19 protein-coding genes are annotated in these 22,776 nt (G+C 58.9%); 7 read left to right on the forward strand and 12 right to left on the reverse strand.

Annotated features, from left to right (window positions below):
- Positions 1–216: 216 nt before the first annotated feature.
- The 7 genes from ahcY to ACYQ54_RS17255 form a co-directional block, all read right to left on the reverse strand.
- On the reverse strand, positions 217–1,605 hold the full coding sequence (ahcY, locus tag ACYQ54_RS17225) for an adenosylhomocysteinase (RefSeq protein WP_460084452.1): 1,389 nt from the start codon (positions 1,603–1,605) through the stop codon (positions 217–219).
- A 205-nt stretch (positions 1,606–1,810) separates the two neighbouring features.
- Entirely contained in the window at positions 1,811–3,118 is a 1,308-nt protein-coding gene (locus tag ACYQ54_RS17230; RefSeq protein ID WP_460084455.1) for a class I SAM-dependent methyltransferase, read from the reverse strand.
- A 105-nt stretch (positions 3,119–3,223) separates the two neighbouring features.
- The gene (locus tag ACYQ54_RS17235; protein WP_460084457.1) at positions 3,224–3,508 is read right to left on the reverse strand and encodes an HPr family phosphocarrier protein; all 285 of its coding nucleotides are present in this window, start codon (positions 3,506–3,508) and stop codon (positions 3,224–3,226) included.
- 22 nt (positions 3,509–3,530) lie between these two features.
- Positions 3,531–3,935, reverse strand: coding sequence for a PTS sugar transporter subunit IIA (locus ACYQ54_RS17240; RefSeq protein ID WP_022998980.1), 405 nt, complete (start codon positions 3,933–3,935; stop codon positions 3,531–3,533).
- A 135-nt stretch (positions 3,936–4,070) separates the two neighbouring features.
- Positions 4,071–4,535, reverse strand: coding sequence for an HPr kinase/phosphorylase (locus tag ACYQ54_RS17245; protein ID WP_460084460.1), 465 nt, complete (start codon positions 4,533–4,535; stop codon positions 4,071–4,073).
- Entirely contained in the window at positions 4,535–6,352 is a 1,818-nt protein-coding gene (locus tag ACYQ54_RS17250; RefSeq protein WP_460084462.1) for a stimulus-sensing domain-containing protein, read from the reverse strand. Before ACYQ54_RS17250 ends, ACYQ54_RS17245 begins: the two co-directional genes overlap by 1 nt.
- 103 nt (positions 6,353–6,455) lie before the next feature.
- Positions 6,456–7,154 carry a response regulator transcription factor gene (locus ACYQ54_RS17255; protein ID WP_031268674.1) on the reverse strand — a complete coding sequence of 233 codons (699 nt, stop codon included), beginning with the start codon at positions 7,152–7,154 and terminating at the stop codon, positions 6,456–6,458.
- A gap of 502 nt (positions 7,155–7,656) precedes the next feature.
- Between ACYQ54_RS17255 and ACYQ54_RS17260 the strand changes: the two genes are divergently transcribed.
- From ACYQ54_RS17260 to ACYQ54_RS17290, 7 genes are all read left to right on the forward strand, one after another.
- Positions 7,657–9,267 (forward strand): phosphoenolpyruvate carboxykinase, encoded by a 1,611-nt coding sequence (locus ACYQ54_RS17260; protein ID WP_460084465.1) that lies wholly within the window; start codon positions 7,657–7,659, stop codon positions 9,265–9,267.
- Between the two features lie 261 nt (positions 9,268–9,528).
- On the forward strand, positions 9,529–9,864 hold the full coding sequence (locus ACYQ54_RS17265) for an XdhC family protein (protein WP_006935528.1): 336 nt from the start codon (positions 9,529–9,531) through the stop codon (positions 9,862–9,864).
- Between the two features lie 17 nt (positions 9,865–9,881).
- Positions 9,882–10,508 (forward strand): LysE family translocator, encoded by a 627-nt coding sequence (locus tag ACYQ54_RS17270; RefSeq protein ID WP_460084468.1) that lies wholly within the window; start codon positions 9,882–9,884, stop codon positions 10,506–10,508.
- Positions 10,509–10,511: 3 nt separating this feature from the next.
- The gene (locus ACYQ54_RS17275; RefSeq protein WP_460084471.1) at positions 10,512–11,207 is read left to right on the forward strand and encodes an XdhC family protein; all 696 of its coding nucleotides are present in this window, start codon (positions 10,512–10,514) and stop codon (positions 11,205–11,207) included.
- On the forward strand, positions 11,204–12,820 hold the full coding sequence (locus ACYQ54_RS17280) for an NTP transferase domain-containing protein (RefSeq protein WP_460084474.1): 1,617 nt from the start codon (positions 11,204–11,206) through the stop codon (positions 12,818–12,820). Before ACYQ54_RS17275 ends, ACYQ54_RS17280 begins: the two co-directional genes overlap by 4 nt.
- A 291-nt stretch (positions 12,821–13,111) precedes the next feature.
- A complete protein-coding gene (locus ACYQ54_RS17285; protein ID WP_022998990.1) occupies positions 13,112–13,318 on the forward strand; it encodes a hypothetical protein in 207 nt (68 codons plus the stop codon).
- 397 nt (positions 13,319–13,715) lie between these two features.
- A complete protein-coding gene (locus ACYQ54_RS17290) occupies positions 13,716–17,090 on the forward strand; it encodes a PAS-domain containing protein (protein ID WP_460084476.1) in 3,375 nt (1,124 codons plus the stop codon).
- Between the two features lie 150 nt (positions 17,091–17,240).
- Here the strand turns inward: ACYQ54_RS17290 and ACYQ54_RS17295 are convergent, their stop codons facing one another.
- The 5 genes from ACYQ54_RS17295 to ACYQ54_RS17315 form a co-directional block, all read right to left on the reverse strand.
- Positions 17,241–17,648, reverse strand: coding sequence for a F0F1 ATP synthase subunit epsilon (locus ACYQ54_RS17295; protein WP_460084479.1), 408 nt, complete (start codon positions 17,646–17,648; stop codon positions 17,241–17,243).
- A gap of 92 nt (positions 17,649–17,740) precedes the next feature.
- Positions 17,741–19,165 (reverse strand): F0F1 ATP synthase subunit beta, encoded by a 1,425-nt coding sequence (gene atpD, locus ACYQ54_RS17300; RefSeq protein ID WP_460084482.1) that lies wholly within the window; start codon positions 19,163–19,165, stop codon positions 17,741–17,743.
- Positions 19,166–19,190: 25 nt separating this feature from the next.
- Positions 19,191–20,075, reverse strand: coding sequence for a F0F1 ATP synthase subunit gamma (locus ACYQ54_RS17305; protein WP_460084484.1), 885 nt, complete (start codon positions 20,073–20,075; stop codon positions 19,191–19,193).
- A 31-nt stretch (positions 20,076–20,106) separates the two neighbouring features.
- Complete coding sequence (gene atpA / locus ACYQ54_RS17310; RefSeq protein ID WP_460084486.1) at positions 20,107–21,636, reverse strand: F0F1 ATP synthase subunit alpha; 1,530 nt, start codon at positions 21,634–21,636, stop codon at positions 20,107–20,109.
- Positions 21,636–22,196 (reverse strand): F0F1 ATP synthase subunit delta, encoded by a 561-nt coding sequence (locus ACYQ54_RS17315; RefSeq protein WP_022998997.1) that lies wholly within the window; start codon positions 22,194–22,196, stop codon positions 21,636–21,638. Before ACYQ54_RS17315 ends, atpA begins: the two co-directional genes overlap by 1 nt.
- Positions 22,197–22,776 lie beyond the last annotated feature (580 nt).

Consider the following 22,776-nt stretch of genomic DNA (forward strand, 5'->3'; position numbering starts at 1 on the left):
TTCTTGCGGGCTGCAGCTCCCGGTTTCTGGGAGCAAATCAAAGACATCCGCCTCGTGGCCTTTGATTCGCCTAAACCATAACCTTTTTGAGAATCACGCAGAAGAGTCCGTTATTGAAAAGTTAACAGGACCCTTAAAATTAAAGGGTCCTGCATTTTTTTGTTCACACGTCCGAATCGAGGCAATCACCAGATGTAGTAGTCGCCTCATCCAGAATCAGTACTTGTAGTGTTCCGACTTGAACGGACCAGCCTTATTAATCCCCAGATATTGAGATTGCTCGTCCGACAATTCGGTTAACGTGACGCCGAGCTTCTCCAGGTGAAGGCGGGCAACCTTCTCGTCCAGATGCTTCGGCAGCACGTAGACTTCGTTCTTGTACTGATCGCCCTTGGTGAAGAGTTCGATCTGCGCCAGAACCTGGTTGGTGAAGCTGGCGGACATCACGAAGCTCGGGTGACCTGTGGCGTTGCCAAGGTTCACCAGGCGGCCCTGCGAGAGCAGGATCATGCGCTTGCCATCCGGGAACACATACATGTCGACCTGATCCTTGACCGGGCGGCACTGGGTGTTCTTCAGGGCAGCAACCTGAATTTCGTTGTCGAAGTGGCCGATGTTACAGACAATCGCCATGTCCTTCATGCCACGCATGTGGTCAAAGGTGATGATGTCCTTGTTGCCGGTCGCGGTGACGTAGATATCGCCTTCCGGAAGCGCCTGTTCGATGGTCTTGACCTCGAAGCCGTCCATGGAAGCCTGCAGGGCGCAGATCGGGTCGATTTCGGTGACGATCACGCGGGCACCTGCACCGGCCAGCGACTGGGCGGAGCCCTTGCCGACGTCGCCGTAACCGCAGACAACAGCAACCTTGCCCGACATCATCACGTCGGTACCGCGGCGGATACCGTCCACCAGGGATTCACGGCAGCCATAGCGGTTGTCGAACTTGGACTTGGTGACGCTGTCGTTGACGTTGATCGCCGGGAACGGCAGTTCGCCCTTCTTCTGCATTTCATAAAGACGCAGCACGCCGGTGGTGGTTTCTTCCGAAACGCCCTGGATCAGTTCTTTCTGCTTGGTGAACCAGCCCGGGTTGGCGGCCATGCGCTTCTTGATCTGAGCAAACAGGCACTCTTCCTCGTCCGACTTCGGGTTCTCGATCAGACCGGTTTCACCGGCCTCGACCCGTGCGCCGAGCAGGATGTAGAGCGTGGCGTCGCCGCCATCGTCGAGGATCATGTTCGCGCCTTCGGGGAAGTCGAAGATCTTGTCGGCATAATCCCAGTATTCTTCCAGGGTTTCGCCCTTGACGGCGAAAACCGGGATACCGGCTGCGGCAATCGCAGCGGCTGCCTGGTCCTGCGTGGAGTAGATGTTGCAGGACGCCCAACGGACTTCCGCACCCAGCGCAACCAGCGTTTCGATCAGAACGGCGGTCTGAATGGTCATGTGCAGGGAACCGGCAATGCGGGCACCCTTGAGCGGCTTGGCGTCACCGAATTCGGCGCGGCAGGCCATCAGGCCCGGCATTTCGTGCTCGGCAATCTCGATTTCGGTGCGGCCCCAGTCTGCGAGCCCGATGTCTTTAATGATGTAGTCGGTCATGAATATGTCCTGCTGTTTTGAGCCAGCTTCAGGCGCAAGGCCCCTTGAGTGTCGCCGCCATCTCGTGAACCAGTGCCAAAACGGCACCAGGGGCGGGCGACAGCCGAAATCCGGAAGGCTCCGGAAATCGTTGGAAGGGGTTATAGCGTCAGCAGTGTCATCACGCAATAAAGATATAAAGAATTCTTTATATCATATGTCCCGATCACGTCCTGTAGAGATCCGCGCGTGACGGCGGCATGCCTGACGGCCCCTTGGTGCGACGCGTCGCGACCGTCTGGAAGATGCCGATGGAGCCGCGTTCGAAGCCAAGCGAGACGCCGATGAGATAGGCCAGCCACAGACGATATTTGTGCTCGCCTATTTCCGCGACAGCCGCGTCCTTTACCTTCATCAGGTTTTCCGCCCACAGCCGTGTCGTGCGGGCATAGTGCTCGCGCCAGGCTTCGACGTCGTGCACCTCAAAGCCGTGCGCTTCCAGATTGGTCAGCGTCCAGCCGATGTGGTCGACCTCCCCACCCGGGAAGATGTAGCGTACCAGCGCCTGGTATTCCGGCTTCTTGCGACGGAACGCCTTCAGATCCTTTTTGCCGCGGCGGGTGATCGCATGGTGCAGGTAGACACCCCGCGGTTTCAGCAGGCGGTGCACGCTCTGGAAATAATTGTCGTAATTGTCCAGCCCGACCGCCTCGAACATGCCGATGGAGGAGATCTTGTCGAACTTCCCGTCCATGTCGCGATAGTCGATCAGCTTGACCGAGACCTTGTCTTCCAGGCCACGCGCCTTGATCCGCTCCTCGGCAAGCTTCAGCTGTTCTTCCGCCAGTGTGACACCAACGGCTGTCACACCATAATGTTCGGCGGCGTGGCAAATCAGGGCGCCCCAGCCGCAACCGATATCGAGCATCCGGTCGCCCGGCTTCAGCCGCAGCTTGCGGCAGATCATGTCGAGCTTGTCTTTCTGCGCCGTCGCCAGATCGTTCGACCAGTCGGAGAAATAGGCGCAGGTATAGACCATCTCCGGATCGAGAAAGAGCCGATAGAAGTCGTTGGAAACGTCGTAATGGAACGCGATGTCGTCCTTGCGGCTGCCGGAGCTTCGGTCCGCTGACTGCCCGGCATCAAGCCCGTCCGGGTTGGCTTCTGCCTTGCGGCCAGAGCCGCGCCAGAGCGAAAATCCGGTTTTCAGCAGCAGGGTCTTGTTGAGGCGCTTGCGAATTTCCCGGCTTTTGAGAGCCGGCCGCTTTTCGGCAAAGTCGAAAATACTGCCACCGCGCGGGTCGACGTCGCCATTTGCGTAGAGATCGATCAGCGTCTTGATGCCGGGGCGGCGAAGAAGACGCGTCAGGGCCGTTTCGGAAAGCGCAAGCCGCAGCCCGTCCGCCGGTGCATCGGCAGGCACCCGGGATCCGTCCCAGAGTTCGAACGCGAATTGAAGTTCCAACGCCTCGTGGACATGGGTCAGCGCGGTACGCGCAGCGGAGATCAGTCGGTCCTGAGGATGGCTCGCCATGTCGGCCCCCGGTTCGGTTTGGAAAGACTTGGCCGATGCCCGGAATTCACTCGATCGACCGCAAAGGAAATGTGTACCGCATGGTGGCGGCGCGATAGGTCAAAATCAATCTTCTTCGCCGAAACCGCTCTCGACAAGCTCGGAAATCGCAGCCATTGCGTCGTCCGCATCGGAGCCGGTCACACTGACAGTGATATAGCAACCCGGGCTGGCGGCGAGCATCATCAGACCCATGATCGAGGTCCCGCCAACCGTCTGACCGTCCTTGGAGACCTGGACGTCCGCTTCGAACGTCTCGACCAGCTTCACGAGTTTTGCGGAGGCCCGGGCGTGCAGGCCGCGCCGGTTGACGATTGTGAGGTCTTTTTCCAACAGGGTCTGCGTTGTCATTATTGTTTTAGTTCTGATTGATTTAGTTCTGGCCCGACAGTACCTGGCTGGCGACTGATATGTATTTCTGGCCGGCCTGACGGGCTTCATCGACGGCATCAGCCAGTTCGCGGTCGGCACGAACGCTGGCGAGCTTGATCAGCATCGGCAGATTGACTCCGGCGACCACTTCGACGGATTTGCTGTCCATGACAGAAATCGCGAGGTTGGACGGCGTGCCACCGAACATGTCCGTCAGAAGCACGACGCCCTTGCCGGAATTGGCAGCTTCCACAGCGGCCAGAATGTCCTGGCGCCGCTGCTCCATGTCGTCATCCGGGCCAATGGAGATGGTTTCAACCTGTTCCTGTGGACCGACAACATGTTCCAGCGCCGCTTTGAATTCCTCAGCAAGGCGCCCGTGCGTAACAAGTACAAGTCCGATCATGCGTCAGTTAGCCTGATTATCGAGTGCGTTAAGCTCAAGATCCAAATGGGATCAGGGAAGAGCCGGGCGTTTATCAGTCTGATGCACTCTCTTCAACCGCTTCGACAGTTGCAAGCAAAAAACGCCGCTGCTGCCTCAAATATAATCCGGCCCATTGGGGAAAAGGTGTCGTAATGCCCAGCGGATCAACCGCAGGGAATGCGTCAGATCGTTTTTCGGGCAGACAACGACCGGCAAATGCACGCCGTCAAGGCAGATCGATGCCAGGGGCTGCTCGGGCAGTCTCTCGATGGTTTCGGCGGGGTTCAGATCGACCACCAGGTGAATTTGCGCGTGCGGCATAAAGGGAGCTTCGACAACTCCGAACCCGCGCACTTCCATGCGGCCTTCGATCGTTCCGGGTGCATGCGCCTCCAGACGTCCGCCAGTTGCGCCGACATGCGTGTAGTCGTCAGCCACCAGAATCCCGAGATTGCCTTTGGCGCATGCCGCCTCAATCAGGACGTCCGCAAGGGACGTCTTGCCGCTTCCCGCATCCCCCCGGATCAGAAGGCCTGCGGTGCCAACGATCACGCTGTTGGCGTGAACGGCCGGCCGCATCACTTGGATCGCCCTGCCGGCAGATAGATGGTGAAACGGGCGCCTGCGATCTTCTCCTTACCGCCCTTGCCGGGCACCAGCCGGTTGGTTGCCGTGATGGTGCCGCCATGCGCCTCTATGATCTGCCGGGAGATCGACAGGCCGAGGCCGGAGTTGTTGCCAAAGCCTTCGCCGTCCGGCCGGTCGGTATAGAAGCGTTCGAAAATGCGTTCCGTGTTTTCCGCACGGATCCCCGGACCGTCGTCGTCCACGATGATCTTGATCATCTGGCCGTCCCGGCTGAGGTCCACCCGAACCGTACCGTCGGCGGGAGAGAAGGACCTGGCATTGTCCAGAAGATTGCTGACCACCTGTCCAAGGCGAATGTCGTGGCCCTGCATCTGGTAGGGCTTGGTTCCCTGAGCGTCGGCGACAGCCAGTTTGACACTTGCCTCTTCCACGCCGGACCGCTGATTGGCCGCATCCGCCATGTTGCGCAGCAGCTCGGCCAGGTCGATGGGTTCGGCCTGGATCCGGGCCAGTTCCGCGTCGAGACGGGAGGCATCCGAAATGTCGCTGATCAGGCGGTCGAGACGGCGGACGTCGTGCTGGATGACTTCCATCAGCCGATCCTGCGAATTCTTGGACTTGGCCAGTGGCAGGGTTTCCACTGCGCTGCGCAGCGATGTCAGCGGGTTCTTCAACTCATGTGCGACGTCTGCGGCAAACTGCTCGATGGCATCGATCTTGTTGTAGAGCGCGTGAGTCATTTCCCGGAACGAGCGGGCCAAGTGACCGATCTCGTCCTGGCGGTCCGAAAAGTCCGGTATCTCTTCGCGGGAGGTCGAGCCCCGCCGCACCCGGTCCGCAGCGGCCGCAAGGCGCCTGACGGGACCGGCAATCGTGCCGGCCAGGAGGATCGACAAAAGAATGGTAACCGTGGCGGCAAACAGGAACACGCGAATGATGGCGATGCGTTCGGCGCGAACAATGGCATCGATGTCGCCGCCCTGGGTCGACAGGAGCAACGCTCCAAGTACCGCCCGGAACCGCTGGATCGGCACGGCAACTGAGACGATCAGCTCACCCCGCTGGGAAATTCGCGTCACGCTGGCAGGAGACCCGGCAAGCGCTGCCTCCACTTCCGGATAGGCGCGGCCATCGCCGCCGCCGACGTCCTGATAGATCGGCAGGTCACCCTGGCGCAGCCAGCGCTTGACCCATTGCCAGGCTGAATCCCAGAAGCCTTCCTCTTCCGCCGTCGGGGGCGGCAGGTCGAAGCGCAGGATCTGGGCGCTGGTATAAAGGTGGCGGCTGTCGAGAATGAGAATGCCTTCCGGATCATAGATCCGGGCACGCGTCTTGGTCGGGGAGATCAGACGGCGCAGGACAGGTCCGACCCGTTCCGGGTTGATCGGAAAATCGAGACTGTCGAGGTCTTCCTGGGTCGGGGTGATGCTTTCACCCGCCTGCAGCTGCAGCAGGCGCTCCGGGTCGACGGTGATTGTGCCCGTGTCGACGGTGGCCGACGCTGCGATTGCCCCGGCAATGATCTCGCCCTGGGTCAGAAGGCTCTGCACCCGTGCGTCGATCAGACCGGCACGAAACTGGTTGAGGTAGAGAATGCCGATCACGAGTGCCAGCAAGCCAACAAGGTTGATGGCAATGATCCGACGTGTCAGCGATGACAGTACATAGGTACCGAAGATACGGCCAAGTTGGTTGAGCAGGCGGCGGCGGATGCGCTTGTTGCCGAGACGGCGCAGACGAGACCGATCCGAACCGTTCTGAGGTTCAGATGCACCAATCTCTTCCGCGCGCTCGCTTTCCACCGCCATTCGGGCTCACATTAGATCAAAGGCTGTTCAATCGAAACCGATTGAACAGCCAAAAGCAGATCGTTTCCAGGTTTTACCGGGACTGTCGCTCTACCGGTCCGTTTCAGACTTCTCGGAAACGATAACCGACACCGTAGAGGGTTTCGATCATGTCGAAGTCGTCGTCAACAACCTTGAACTTCTTGCGCAGCCGCTTGATGTGGCTGTCGATGGTGCGGTCGTCAACATAGACCTGATCGTCATAGGCAGCGTCCATCAGCGCATTCCGGCTCTTGACGACGCCGGGGCGCTGCGCAAGCGCGGACAGGATCAGGAATTCGGTGACCGTCAGTGTGACGGGTTTGCCGTTCCAGGTGCAGGTGTGGCGCTCCTGGTCCATCACAAGCTGACCGCGTTCCAGCAGCTTGTCGGCATCGTCACGCGGTGTGGAAGCATCGCGCGGCTGCGCCCGGCGCAGCACCGCGCGCACTCGCTCGACCAGAAGCCGTTGCGAGAAGGGTTTGCGGATAAAATCGTCGGCGCCCATCTTCAGGCCGAAGAGTTCGTCGATCTCGTCATCCTTGGAGGTGAGGAATATCACCGGGAGGTCGGAATTCTGGCGCAGGCGTCGCAGCAGTTCCATTCCGTCCATGCGGGGCATCTTGATATCGAAAATCGCGAGTTCCGGCGGGTCGCTCTGCAGGCCGTCGAGCGCCGATGTTCCGTCGGTGTAGGTTTGAACGCGATAGCCTTCCGCTTCCAATGCGATTGAGACCGAAGTCAAAATGTTGCGGTCGTCATCGACCAGGGCAATTGTCGGCATGCTTTGTTTTTCCATTTCCGGCAACGCACCGATGGCGCGCATCGGCATTAATGTAACACACAGCCTTTGGCCTGCTAAATGCGCATAAATTAAGGCAATCCGCCCGCCGATATGCTTGCAGGACACAAAGACCGCCCAGCCGGCTGCATTGGTGGGGATCACTGTAAAAGATTTCAAGAGACCGACTTAACGTCAAGTCTCGGGATTTCATTGGCCAGGCTCCGCCGAGTCTCTATCGCAAGTGCGAAATGAACGCACTTTCTTTCGATTCAATCAACATTTCGAACATTCCGAAAGTTTCGATTTTTAGTTCGATGTCCAAATTAATCATCGGCGATTTAATGGTGATTTTTAATCGATTAAACAATTACATAGCTCCTTTGGTAGTCTTGCTGCCGTTTAGTCATTCCACTACGTTCGCAGCCCTCACAGCCAGATTTAGCTTTTCTTAACTTTCTCCGGCCGTGACAAAACTAGCCCCCATCACGAGGACTGCGGGAACATGCAAGAAGTAGGTGTCAGGAATCCCTCAATTGGTTGCGAAACTTTCGGCTTCAAAGGCCTGAAAGCGCTCTATTGGAACCAGAACGAGCCTGCTCTTTATGAATATTCCCTGTCTCGCGGTGAAGCGCGGCTGGCGGCTGGCGGTGCGATTGTCGCCGAGACCGGCATCCACACGGGCCGTTCGCCGAAGGACAAATTCGTAGTCCTGGACGAGGAAACCCGCGACACGGTCTGGTGGGACAACAATGCGCAGATGTCGAAAGCCAATTTCGACGTGCTGCTGGCCGACTTCCAGGCCCATGCGGAAGGTATGGAGCTGTTCGCGCAGGATCTTTATGGCGGCGCCGACGCGACCCACCGCCTTCCGGTGCGCGTCTTTACCGAATATGCCTGGCATTCGCTGTTCATCCGCAACCTTCTGCTACGGCCTGAAACCGCCGAACTGGAAGGCTTCGTTCCGGACATGACCATCATCGATCTGCCGAGCTTCAAGGCGGATCCGGCACGGCACGGCTGCCGCAGCGAGACGGTGATTGCCTGCGATCTGACGCGCAAGATCGTCCTGATCGGCGGCACCTCCTATGCAGGTGAAATGAAGAAATCCGTCTTCACCATGCTGAACCACCTGCTGCCGGCCAAGGGCGTAATGTCGATGCACTGCTCGGCGAACGTTGGCGACGATGGCGACACAGCCGTCTTCTTCGGCCTGTCGGGCACCGGCAAGACCACGCTTTCCGCCGACCCCTCCCGCACGCTGATCGGCGACGACGAGCACGGCTGGAGCGAAAGCGGCGTCTTCAACTTCGAAGGCGGCTGCTACGCCAAGACCATTAAGCTTTCCGCTGAAGCCGAGCCGGAAATCTACTCCACCACCCAGCGCTTCGGGACCGTTCTGGAAAACGTGGTGCTGGACGACAACCGGGTGCCCGATTTCGACGATAGCTCGAAAACCGAGAACACCCGCGCCGCCTACCCGATCCACTTCATCTCCAACGCAAGCGACACCGGCTGCGCGCCGATGCCGAAGACGATCATCATGCTGACGGCTGATGCGTTCGGCGTCATGCCTCCGATTGCACGTCTGACACCAGCCCAGGCAATGTATCACTTCCTGTCCGGTTACACCGCCAAGGTGGCTGGCACCGAAAAAGGCGTGACCGAGCCGCAGGCGACCTTCTCTACCTGCTTCGGCGCCCCCTTCCTGCCCCGGCATCCGTCCGAATACGGCAACCTGCTGAAGGACCTCATTGCCAAGCACAATGTGGACTGCTGGCTGGTCAACACCGGCTGGACAGGCGGCGCCCATGGCACCGGCCACCGAATGCCGATCAAGGCTACACGTACTTTGCTCACCGCCGCGCTCAACGGCAGCCTGAAGGATGCCGAGTTCCGCACCGACGCCAATTTCGGCTTCGATGTTCCGGTTTCCGTTGACGGCGTCGACGATACCATCCTGAAACCGCGCGAAACGTGGGCCGACAAGGATGCCTATGACGTTCAGGCCGCCAAGCTGGTGGATATGTTCGTCAGCAACTTCGAGACTTTTGAAGCCCATGTCGACGGTGCGGTGCTGAACGCCGCCCCCGCCGTGCGCATGGCAGCCGAATAAGCCCGAAAAAATACCCCGCACAACCTGAACGGCTCCTCCCTGCGAGGGGCCGTTTTTTTATGGCTGGGCAACAGGTCCGTATACGTAGGTCCGTTTACCGTGCCGAGGCAGGGCCATGAGTATCGGCAGGAGCCCCGGCTGAACCCGCCTCATGCTTCCGTTTGCGAAAAGCAGGTGGGGCCCTTGCTTTCCCTTGCCTCATCTCTTTCATCAAATTCAGAAAGATCTATATTGAAGGTCCTACCTTGAAGGGGCGACGTCATGACGGCCACAGAGACGACTTCCATTCCCGATGTTCTGAAGACTGCGGAAAGCTGGCGCGGCGCTGGCCGTTCCGTTGCTCTGGCAACGGTGGTTGAGACCTGGGGCTCCGCTCCGCGTCCCGTCGGCTCCCATCTTGTGATCGATGCCGAAGGCAATTTCGAAGGCTCCGTTTCCGGAGGCTGTGTCGAGGGGGCGGTGGTCTCGGAAGCAATCGACGTGATTGAGACCGGCAAACCGACCACGCTGGAATTTGGTGTCGCAGACGAGACCGCCTGGCGTGTCGGCCTGTCCTGCGGCGGCCGCATCCGCGTTTACGTCGAACCTGTCAGCTGATCCCGGATCCGATTTCGATGACCACGGAAACCCTGCTTGCTTTCATTGCCGCGACGGCCCTTTTCGCCTATATGCCCGGCCCCGCCCTGCTTTATACGGCCGCGCAGACGATTGCCCGCGGACGTCGCGCCGGTTTCATGGCTGCTGCCGGAATTCACCTTGGCTGTTATGTCCACGTTGTTGCCGCCGCGTTCGGCCTGTCGGCGATCTTTTCCGTCGTACCCGCGCTTTATTTTGCGCTGAAACTGGTCGGCGGACTTTTCCTGATCTTCCTCGGCATCCAGATGATCCGCACCCGCGTGGCGGCCGGTCCCATGCCCAGTTTGCCGCAGAAGTCAGAAAAGCGGGCCTTTGCCGACAGCGTCCTGGTGGAGGTTCTCAATCCGAAGGTCGCCATCTTCTTCATTGCGTTCCTGCCGCAATTCGTCAGCCCCGACGCCGGCCTGCCGATCTGGGCTCAGTTCCTGATCCTGGGCACGATCGTCAACTGTGCCTTCACTTCGGCGGATATCGTCACCGTGCTGTTTGCCTCGGAAGTGAAAAAACGCCTGACCAGAGCTTCGAAGCTCCAGAGCCTCACACGATGGCTCGGTGGATCGCTTCTGGTCGGCCTTGGACTCAAACTGGCAACGGACCGCACATAGACCATGGACCTTTCACTGCTCAGCGACCTCAACAAGGACCGCGCCGCACGCCGCGCAGCGATTCTGGTGACAAACATGACGGACGGGCGGCAACGTCTTGTTCGAAAGTCCGACGATTTTTCAGGTGATCCCCTTGCGGAGGAACTCGCGAAGAGATTCCGGTCCGGCAAATCCGGCATGATCACCGGTGAAGACGGCGAGGTCTTTCTGAACGTATCCGTGCCCGCACCGCGTCTGGTTATCATCGGCGCCGTTCATATCAGCCAGGCTCTTGTGCCGATGGCGGAGATCGCCGGGCTTGATGTGACCGTTATCGATCCGCGCACGGCCTTTGCCACGGAAGACCGCTTTCCCGGAAGCACGCTCAAGGCGGCCTGGCCGGAAGACGTCTTGAAGGACGCCCCGCTTGATGCCTTCACGGCCATGGCCGCCGTTACGCATGATCCCAAGATCGACGATTTCCCCTTGATGGAAGCGCTGAAGACCGGCTGTTTCTATGTTGGCGCACTCGGCAGCCGCAAGACCCATGGCAAGCGGCTGAAACGCTTTGCCGAAGCAGGTCTTGCACCCGACCTGTCTGACCGGATCGATGCTCCGATCGGCCTCGATATCGGTGCGGCATCACCGGAGGAGATCGCGGTGGCGGTGCTGGGCGCCATCATCAAGGCACTGCGAACAGCCCCGGGAGCTGCCGCATGAAATTCGGCCCCTGTCCGCCGGAAGAAGCTGAAGGCTGTATTCTCGCGCACCGAACGGCTCTGCCGAACCGTGTGCTGAAAAAAGGCCACCCTCTGACCGGACAAGACTGTGCCGACATAGCCGCCGCCGGAATCACCAGCCTCGTGGTCGCCCGGACAGAGCCTGGCGACACTGGCGAGGACGCGGCCGCCCAACGGCTTGCAACCGCAGCAGCAGGCGCAGGTCTTGAGACCGACACCGCCTTCACGGGTCGCATGAACCTTTATGCCGGCACCAACGGCATTCTGGTGGTCGATGCGAACGCCATCACCGCGGCCAACCGGATCGATCCGGCCATCACCTTCGCGACGCTGCCGAATTACAGCAAGGTTCTGACCGGACGCATGGTCGCAACCGCAAAGATCATTTCCTTCGCCGTGCCGGAAGAGCAACTGAGCGCCGCCGAGGAGGCCCTCAAGGAGGCAGTCCGTGTTGCCGGTTTCAGTCCGCGCAAGGTCGGCCTTGTGGCAACGCAATTGCCTCACCTCAAATCGTCAACCATGGACAAGACCCGCCGTGTGCTGGAAGACCGTCTCCTGCCGAGCGGGTCAACGGTGCTGAGCGAACGCCGGGTGCCCCACGACAAGGACGCCGTTGCCGAAGCCCTTCTGGCACTGAAGAGCGAAGGCGCCGATTTTCTGATCCTGTTCGGCGCCTCTGCCGTTGTCGATCGGCAGGATGTGCTGCCTGCAGGACTTGATCTCGCCGGAGGGTCGGTTCATCACCTTGGCATGCCGGTTGATCCGGGCAATCTGCTGATGCTCGGCAGTCTCGACGGTCTTCCGGTGCTTGGCGCACCTGGCTGTGCGCGCAGCCCGAAGGAGAACGGTTTCGACTGGGTCCTCGATCGTCTTCTGGCCGGGCTGGAGGTCCGTCCAGACGACATCACGGCCATGGGTGTCGGAGGGCTGTTGATGGAAATCGGAACACGGCCGCAACCACGCGAGGCCAAACGCAAAGGCGGGGCCGCAAAGATCGCTGCTCTCATATTGGGAGCAGGCAAGTCTTCGCGCATGGGCGGGCCGAACAAGTTGCTTGCGACACTGGACGGCAAGACACTGATCCGGCACGCCGCTGAAGCCGCGACCGGCGCGGGCCTGACGCAGACCGTTCTGGTGACCGGGCATCTTGCGGAGGAGGTCGGTGCACAGGTTGAAGATCTGGGCGTCACGCTGGTGCATAACCCCGATTTCGCCGATGGCATGGCCAGATCGATCCGCGCCGGCATGAATGCCCTTGCCGCCGATACCGACGCCGTAATCGTGCTTCTTGGCGACATGCCGCGCATCGGCAGCGATGTTCTGACGAAGCTGATCAGCGCCTACCGCGACAACGACAACAGCCTGATCGTCACCGCGACAGCCGACGGCAAGCGCGGCAATCCCGTCTTGTGGGACCGGCGCTTCTTCGAAGCTCTGAAATCCCTGAGCGGCGACGTCGGTGCTCGCCATATCATTGGCGAAAATCCCGGGTTTGTGTCTGAAGTCGAGATTGGCGCAGCCGCAAGACTGGATCTCGATACGCCCGACGCGCTTCGGCAAGCCGGAGGCAAGTTGCCTGGGACAAAAGGCTAAAGTTTTGAGCTTGCAAAGTAAGCTGAAGCAATAAAAACAAACGATAACACTACATTAACCCGGTATGCACTGAGTGCAGGCCGGAATTGCCAGCTATTCTATTGCAATTTTGTGACATGCCGCTTATGTAATGCCTGCGCTTGCTGAAGGGCACCCATTTGGGTTGGACAACGGATGACGTCCCGGGCGCCGCTTACATCCGATTTCTGTCGAAAGCTGTTCGGATCCTCCCTCCCGAGGATGCTCGAGCGCTTTTGTCGCTTGGTTAGAAGAAGAACGAAGGAAAACGTCATGGCTGACTTGTCTCTCCCGCGCCCGGGCTGCTGCAAATGGGCAGAAGGCGACTCTGGTAACTACATCTTCCCGTGCAGCACGCGCGTTGAAGCCGGTGTATCCTATTGCACCGAACACAGTGCCATCGTCTACATCCCGCCGGAAGAGCGCCGCCGCAACCGTTCCGGTGGTGGCATGAGCCTGTCCTTCCGCCGCGCGGCATAAAAGCTGTTCAAGCTGCTTGAACGAGAAAAGCAGACATACCGTGGCCAAGACCACGCACCTCGAAACCCGGTCGTCAGGCCGGGTTTTTTGTTGCCTGTATCCGGAAGGCGCTCACTGAGACGGAGCAGTACGGATCGCGCAGCGGCGCACCGCACGGGACGCAAAGGCCCCCCTGTATTCATTTCATCTTTTCCCGCTGCGCAAATATTCGCACCCAATATTACCTAGAGGCTCGTTAGCCTTTGAAAAAATTGGATTAGCCTTTAATAACAACCCTGTATTTATAGACAAATCAATTCAACCTCCCGAAGTTAAGTATTTGTTTTGGTTCCTTGGGTAAAAGTAATTAATCGGAACCCGAGAATTGAGCGCGTTTGTCCGGGAGACGCTGTGCATCATGAATTCTGTGTCGGTACACAGCGAGCAGGAACGTCTCAGGGCGCTAGACAGCCTCCAGATTCTGCATTCTGAACGTCTTCCTGAATACGATGCGGTTGTTTCCGCGCTCGCCACGATTTTCGACTGCCCCATGGCCTGCATTTCTATCGTTGGCGAGGACGAGCTTTGGTTCAAGGCCCGTATGGGCATCGAGAGTGACACCACCGCGCGTGCGGGCAGTTTCTGCGATCTGGCAATCCTGTCGGGAGAGCTCACGGTTATCACCGATTCCTCCAAAGACGAGCGGTTTTGCAACTCCGAGCGTGTGGTGGGGGAGCCGTTCATTCGGTTTTATGCGGGTTATCCGCTGTCCCTCGACGGTGTGCACATGCTCGGAACGCTGTGCGTCCTCGATAACAAGCCAATGCACCCAAGCGAAGGCCAGCTCAACCAGCTTCGTCAACTCGGAACCGTTGTTCTGGGACTGATGAAGTCGCACCAGGCACAACGTGAAACGCAGTCCGCTCTTCGGGCCGCCGAAGAACAGCAGCGGCTGGCAATCCGGAAAAGCGACCTGCTTGAAGAAATTACAGCCGTTTCGGGCGTTGGTGGCTGGGAATTCGACATCGATACGGACACGGTGACCTGGACGGACAAAACCTGCGATATCCATGAAGTCGACACGGATTTCAAACCCACCGTCGACATGGCGCTCTCGTTCTACGCGCCGGATTGCCGCCGCCAGATCTCGGATGCCGTTATCAAGAGCATCAGGGAAGGTGTCGCCTGGGATCTTGAACTGCCGTTCGTCACCGCAAAGGGACGCGAAATATGGGTTCGCACGGCAGGCAGGCCCATCACGGAAGGTGGTCGCCCGACACGCCTGGTCGGAGCGTTCCAGGATATCACCGAACGCAAGCAGACCGAGCAGGCGGTTCTCCATTCCGAGGCAGTTCACAGAACCACTCTTGAATCCTTGAGCGAAGGTATTCTGCTCATCAACAGAGCCGGACAGATCCAGTCACTCAATCCTGCCGCCGCCGCTCTGCTCGGCTATTCGAGCGCGGAAATCAAGGGCAAGAATGTTCAGGATCTCGATCTGGCCATTCATTGCGAGGAAGACGGCGAAGTTGGCGGCTGCAATCCTCTGCAACTGGCAGCGACACATCCGGACAAGGTCCGGAACGTTGTCGCCAATGTGGCCCGGCACGGGACAGACCAGTCCAACTGGCTCCGTCTGAATGCAAAATCGATTGGCGACACAAATGCCCTTGGTCTTGATGGTGTTGTTCTTTCCCTGACCGACGTTACGGCGACAAAGCGCCAGCTCATCGCGCTTCAGGCCATCTTCGACAATTTGCCCGGTGGCCTTGTCTATTACGACGCGGAGAGACGGCTGGCGGTTTGCAACAGGAATTTTCAAAGATTACTGCAGTTGCCTCAGGGCTTCATCGATCGCAAGGCACACCTTCTGGAAGTGGCGACCTATCTGGCTGAACGGGGAGACTACGGCCCCGGAGACCCTGCCAGGCTTGTCGAAAAACGATTCGAGCAGTTCGACAATCCCGAACCGCATATCTATGAACGCGTCAGTCCCGACGGAACCCATCTGGAAGTGCGCGGCATTCCGCTGCCAAGCGGAGGGCTTGTCACGAGTTTCTTCGATATTTCCGAGCGAAAGCGGGCGGAACATATTTTACGTCACTCCGAGGCCGTGCACCGGACAACGCTCGAATCGCTCAGCGAAGGTATCCTTCTGCTGACCCATACCGGTGAAATTCAGTCAGCCAATCCTGCGGCGGTCGATCTGCTCGGCTTCGCCGACAAGGACCTGATGGGCATGAATGTGTCCGACGTCGACTTTGGCCTTCGTTGCGACCTGGAAGGCAAGGGCGAGTGCGATGCACCTCTTGAGCTTGCTGCGCGCGACCCTGGGTCGATTCGGGATGTCATCGCCCGATTGTCGCCTACCAACGGACGCCCGCGGCGATGGCTGCGCCTGAGCGCCAGACCTGTTGACGAGGATCAGGAATTCGATCTCGACGGCGTGGTCGTGTCGCTGACGGACATCACCGAAACCAAGCAGCAGGCCGACACTCTGCAAAGCATCTTCGACAACTTTCCCGGCGGCATCGTTTATTACGATGAAACGCATCGGCTTGCGTCGAGCAACGAACAGTTCCGCCAGTTGTTGAACTATCCCAAGGAGCTGATTGACGGCAGACCCTATCTCTATGATTTCTTCCGCTACAACGCGAAAAGAGGAGACTATGGACCAGGTGATCCGGAGACCCTCGCTCTGGAGCGATTCCGGCATTACGATTTGAATACGTCCCAGGTTTTCGAACGTCGTGCAGCAAACGGCAATTATATCGAAACCCGAAGCACACCATTGCCGTCCGGAGGTCTGATTCATAATTTTTATGACATCACCGACCGCAAGAACTTGGAAGAGCAACTGGCGTCTAACGAACGGCTTGCCAGAAACCGCTCACAGGAGCTCGAAGCAATTCTGGCCAACATGCGCCAGGGCGTCAGTGTCTTCGACGCACGCGGCCGTCTCACGTTGTGGAACAGACAGTATATCGAAATCTTCTGCAAACCCGAAGGCGACGTGCGCGAGGGCGTCAGCCTGATAGAACTGATTCAGGCGGAGAAGGAACGCGGAGAATTCGAGGGCAATGTCCAGGAACACGTGATGGACCTGATGATCCGCCTGTCGGCAGGTGAAGTGGTCCGTTCGAAATTCAGACATCCCAACGGCAAGATCATCAGTGCCGTGCATGCCCCCCTGCCCGCCGGAGGCTGGATCGGCACCCATGAGGATATCACCTTGCGTGAACTGGCCGCTGAAAAAGTTCAATATGCGGCTCACCATGACACCTTGACGGGATTAGCCAACCGCACGCTGTTCAACGCCAAGCTGGACGAAACTCTGGTTTCGGCGGCAGGCAACGGCCTTGCCGGCGACCTGATGCTTCTCGACCTGGACAAATTCAAACCGGTTAACGACAGCTTCGGCCATGATGTCGGTGATGAATTGTTGAAATCCGTTGCACAGCGTTTGCGGGAATGCGTCCGGTCTTCCGACCTTGTCGCCCGGTTGGGTGGCGACGAATTCGGGATTATTCTCACAGGAACCGGGTCGGGAAATGCCGGAACCGCCGAAATTGCAGACCGTATTGTTCGCAAGATCGGAACGCCATTTGCCGTACAGGGGCAGCTCATCTCAGTTGGCGTCAGCGTCGGTATCTCTCCGATCACGGGCGCCGAGATCGATCCCAGTCCAGTGATCAAGCGCGCGGATCTGGCGCTCTACGAGGTCAAGAAAAACGGCCGCAACGGTTTCAAGTTCTTTGAAGAGGATGACGTGGCAAGGTTCGCCCGGATCTGATCCCACGTGCCACCGACGCCGCCAGCGGGCCATCATATCCGGCAAACTTGATCAGCCTGTCATGGTCCGCAAACTGTTTTCCCTCTCACCACAAACAAAAACGCGGCCCGTTTCCGGACCGCGTTCTCAATAGAAGCTTGGGGACACGTATCAGGCCTTGGTAAGGGCCTCAGCAACGTCCTTGAGCTGAGCCAGTGTCATCTCGGCTTTCTGCCGGGAGGCGTCGTCCTTGGCGTCGGAAACATCTTCCTGCGCGTTCTGGATCGCCTGATCGAGCTGCTCGCGGCTGATTTCGCCAACCGGAACGGCCTGTTCAGCCAGAACGGTCAGGCCGCCTGCTGCAACATCGGCAAAACCACCACGGACGAAGTACTCGTCCCAGCCACCAGCTTCGCTGCGCACCTTCAGGATGCCCGGCAGGATGGTGGAGATGAACGGGGCATGGTTCTTCAGAACGCCAAACTCGCCTTCGGCGCCCGGTACAACAACCTCGGCGACCTGTTCGGAGAGGAGCTGGCGCTCCGGCGAGACCAACTCAAACTGGAAAAGTTCAGCCATTTGGCGTCTTCCTTGTCAGTCAGATTCTGATGGCAAGCCATCATGCATGAAGAAGACGGACGCCCGAGACGGGCGTCCGGTCAATTCGCCGATTAAGCGGCTTCAGCAGCCAGGCGCTGTGCTTTCTCGATGGCTTCGTCAATGGAGCCAACCATGTAGAAAGCTGCTTCCGGCAGGTGGTCGTATTCGCCTTCGACCAGACCCTTGAAGCCCTTGATGGTGTCTTCGAGAGCAACCAGCTTGCCCGGAGAACCGGTGAAGACTTCAGCCACGAAGAACGGCTGGGACAGGAAGCGCTCGATCTTACGGGCGCGGGCAACGGTGAGCTTGTCTTCTTCAGACAGTTCGTCCATGCCCAGGATGGCGATGATGTCCTGCAGAGCCTTGTAGCGCTGCAGCGTAACCTGGACTGCACGAGCCGTTTCGTAGTGCTCTTCACCGATGATGCGGGCATCCAGCATACGAGACGTGGAGTCCAGCGGATCCACAGCCGGATAGATGCCTTTTTCAGCGATCGAACGGTTGAGAACCGTCGTTGCGTCCAGGTGAGCAAAGGTCGAAGCCGGTGCCGGATCGGTCAAGTCATCGGCCGGAACGTACACGGCCTGCACGGACGTGATCGAGCCCTTGTTGGTGGTGGTGATGCGCTCCTGCATGCCGCCCATGTCGGTGGCCAGCGTCGGCTGGTAGCCCACAGCGGACGGGATACGGCCGAGAAGTGCGGACACTTCGGAACCTGCCTGGGTAAAGCGGAAGATGTTGTCCACGAAGAACAGCACGTCCTGGCCCTGGTCACGGAAGTGTTCAGCAACGGTCAGACCGGTCAGAGCAACACGTGCGCGGGCTCCCGGGGGCTCGTTCATCTGGCCGTAAACCAGAGCAGCCTTGGAGCCTTCTCCGCCGCCTTCCTTGTTCACGCCGGATTCGATCATTTCCCAGTAAAGGTCGTTGCCTTCACGGGTACGCTCGCCCACGCCAGCAAACACGGAGTAACCGCCGTGCGCCTTCGCGACGTTGTTGATCAGTTCCATGATGAGAACGGTCTTGCCCACGCCGGCACCGCCGAACAGGCCGATCTTACCGCCCTTTGCGTACGGAGCCAGAAGGTCGACGACCTTGATGCCCGTTACAAGGATTTCAGCTTCGGTGGACTGTTCGATGAACGTCGGAGCTTCCTGGTGGATCGCACGCTTGCTTTCGTGCGGGATCTCACCGGCTTCGTCAACCGGCTCACCAATCACGTTCATGATGCGGCCCAGGGTGCCGTCGCCAACCGGCACCACGATCGGTGCATCGGTGTCGACAACTTCCTGACCGCGCACCAGACCCTCGGTGGAGTCCATCGCGATGGTACGTACCGTGTTTTCGCCAAGGTGCTGAGCAACTTCGAGCACAAGACGTGTGCCCTGGTTGTCAACTTCAAGAGCGTTCAGGATCAACGGCAGGTGGTCATCGAACTTGACGTCGACAACGGCGCCGATGACCTGGGTGATCCGTCCGACCTTTTTGTCAGCCATATCCCTAATCCTCGTCTCGATCCCGTTAGAGCGCTTCCGCGCCCGAGATAATTTCAATCAGTTCCGTCGTAATCTGAGCCTGGCGCTGGCGGTTGTAGTTGATCGTCAGTTTGTCGATCATCTCGCCGGCGTTGCGGGTCGCGTTGTCCATTGCGGACATACGAGCACCCTGTTCAGACGCAGCATTTTCCAGAAGTGCCCGGAAAATCTGAACGGAGATGTTGCGCGGCAGCAGATCCGCAAGGATCTCTGTCTCTTCCGGTTCATATTCGTAAACCGCGTTGGCACCTGCGCCTTCGTCAGAACTGCCAGCCTCGAAATGGGCCGGGATCAGCTGCTTGGCGGTCGGCTCCTGCGCGATCACGGATTTGAAAGTCGAATAGAACAGCGTGCAAACGTCGAACTCGCCATTGTCGTACATGGAGAGCACTTCGCGGCCGATTTCGTCCGCGTTGTTGAAGCCGACATTCTTAACACTGCGCAGGTCGATTGTCTTGATGATGTGCTGGCCCAGCTCACGCTTCAGGGCGTCGTAGCCCTTCTTGCCGACACAGATGATCTTGACCGTCTTGCCCTGCTTCATCAAGCTGCGCGCTTTTTCACGCGCAAGCTTGGCAATGTTGGTGTTGAAGCCCCCACACAGCCCGCGTTCGGCAGTCGCTACGACCAGGAGATGAACCTGGTCATTGCCGGTGCCGGACATGAGCTTCGGAGCGTCGTCGCGCCCCTCGAAGGCCACAGCGAGGTTGGCCAGCACCGCACCCATGCGTTCCGCATAGGGGCGTGCGGCCTCCGCAGCTTCCTGAGCACGACGCAGCTTCGCCGCGGCCACCATTTGCATGGCCTTGGTGATTTTCTGCGTCGCCTTAACGGAAGCGATGCGGTTTCGTAAGTCCTTCAGGCTCGGCATGGCCGCCCCTGCTCCTTATCCCGGCGTGGTCTTAAGCGAAGTTCTTGGCGAACGCGTCGATGGCAGCTTTCAGCTTGCCGGTCAGCTCGTCGTCGAGTGCCTTCTTCTCCCAGATGGCATCGAGCAACGCTTTGTGCTCGCCACGAAGGAACAGAAGCAGGCCTTCTTCGAAGTCCTTCACACGGTTGACCGCGATTGCATCCAGGTAGCCGTTCACGCCGGCATAGATGACTGCAACCTGTTCTTCGGTCTTCAGCGGCGAGAACTGCGGCTGCTTCAGAAGTTCGGTCAGACGCGCGCCGCGGTTCAGGAGGCGCTGGGTCGTGGCGTCGAGGTCGGAGCCGAACTGGGCAAAGGCCGCCATTTCGCGGTACTGAGCCAGTTCACCCTTAATCGGGCCGGCAACCTGCTTCATCGCCTTGATCTGAGCGGAAGAGCCCACGCGGGACACCGACAGACCGACGTTCACGGCCGGACGGATACCCTGATAGAACAGGTCCGTTTCCAGGAAGATCTGACCGTCGGTGATCGAGATCACGTTGGTCGGAATGAACGCGGACACGTCGTTGCCCTGGGTTTCGATGACCGGCAGAGCGGTCAGAGAGCCACGGCCATGGTCTTCGTTGAGCTTCGCCGCACGTTCCAGCAGACGGGAGTGCAGGTAGAAAACGTCGCCCGGGAATGCTTCACGTCCCGGCGGACGACGGAGCAGCAGGGACATCTGACGATAAGCAACGGCCTGTTTGGTCAGATCGTCGTAACCGATCACGGCGTGCATGGAGTTGTCGCGGAAGAACTCGCCCATCGCGCAGCCGGCAAACGGTGCCAGGAACTGCAGCGGAGCAGCATCGGAAGCGGTCGCGGCAACAACGATGGAGTATTCCAGCGCGCCGGCATCTTCCAGGGTCTTCACGAACTGAGCGACGGTGGAGCGCTTCTGGCCGACCGCAACATAGATGCAGTACAGCTTGGCGTCTTCGTCGTCAGAAGCATGCAGCGGCTTCTGGTTCAGGAAGGTGTCGAGAATGATCGCGGTCTTGCCGGTCTGGCGGTCACCGATCACCAGCTCGCGCTGACCACGGCCAACCGGGATCAGGGCGTCGATGGCTTTCAGGCCGGTAGACATCGGCTCGTGCACGGACTTGCGCGGCAGAATGCCAGGAGCCTTGACGTCCACGCGGCGCTTTTCGGTTGCCTCGATCGGGCCCTTGCCGTCGATCGGGTTGCCGAGCGGGTCAACGACGCGGCCCAGAAGGCCCTTGCCAACCGGCACTTCCACGATGGCGCCGGTCCGCTTGACGGTGTCGCCTTCTTTAATGTCACGGTCGGAGCCGAAGATAACGACACCAACGTTGTCGGTTTCCAGGTTCAGGGCCATGCCCTTGATACCACCCGGGAATTCGACCATTTCACCAGCCTGGACCTTGTCCAGACCATAAACACGGGCGATACCGTCACCGACGGAGAGCACCTGACCGACTTCAGAAACTTCGGCTTCCTGGCCAAAGCTCTTGATCTGGTCCTTGAGGATTGCGGAGATTTCCGCGGCCCGAATATCCATCAGCCGACCTCTTTCATCGCGAACTTGAGTGAATTGAGCTTGGTACGCAGCGACGTGTCGATCATGCGGGAGCCGACCTTGACCACGAGGCCACCGATCAGGGCAGGATCAACCTTTGCCACGATGTTTACAGATTTGCCCGTGGAAGCCGAAAGAGCTTCTTTCAGGGCAGCGACATGATCGTCGGAAAGAGCAGCTGCGGAGGTTACCTCAGCCGTTTCCTCACCACGCTTTTGCGCAAGCAGGGTGCGGAATGCCTTGATCATGCCGGGAAGAACGAAGAGGCGCCGGTTACGGGCTGCCAGCTTCACGAAATTAGCAGCCAGGCCTTTGATGCCTGCCTTGTCGAGAAGTGCGGTAAGCGCTGCAAGCTGCTCCTCCACACTGAATACCGGGCTTTTCACGAGACGGACGAGATCTTCGCTTTCGGCAAGCATGCCTTCGAAAGCTGTCAGATCCCGCTCCACGTCAGCCGTTACACCTTCGCCTTCGGCGAGGTCGAGAAGGGCGGACGCATAACGCTGTGCCACGCCGGATACGAGAGATACGTTGTCAGTCACCAGGTCCGTGCTCTCTGACGTTTTTCATGCCCGCGAAACGGCAAGCGCCCGCAAAGCATTGAAAAAATGAATGATTTCAAGGTCAGAAGGTATGACGGTTAAACCGCTGCCCCCAAAGCCGCGCCTCAATTAGCACAGGGTTTCCCAGTGTGCAACTTCGCCTAAAGACTGTTATTGCCGATTCCTCGGTGTTTTTTGTCAAAGGCTGATAAAAACCCTTTCGGATCAACGTCTACGCCCTGTCATAAACCTTTAGACGGTTTTCCGCAGAGCAGCCAGAAAGGCCGTTCCAAAAGGGTTCAAGGGGCAGGACCGGAGGGCGTTTTTGCCGCAGGCGCGCAGACGGCCCGACATCCTCTCTCCTTCCCTGCGTCAAAACCGGCAGCCGGCGACAGGCACCATCCCGCCGACAATCCTTCATTTAAGGCTGAATGAGCGCCTCGCACCGACGGCCAGTTCGGTCGTAGCGGTGTTTTGAACGCAAAGGGAAAGGAGGCACATGGCAGGTTCCGTGGCTGCGACCGATTCTCTCCGCCTCAGGGAACATGCGCGGTCGACGCTTTACTGATTGCGGCGTCGG

This window comes from Roseibium sp. LAB1 (assembly GCF_054658235.1).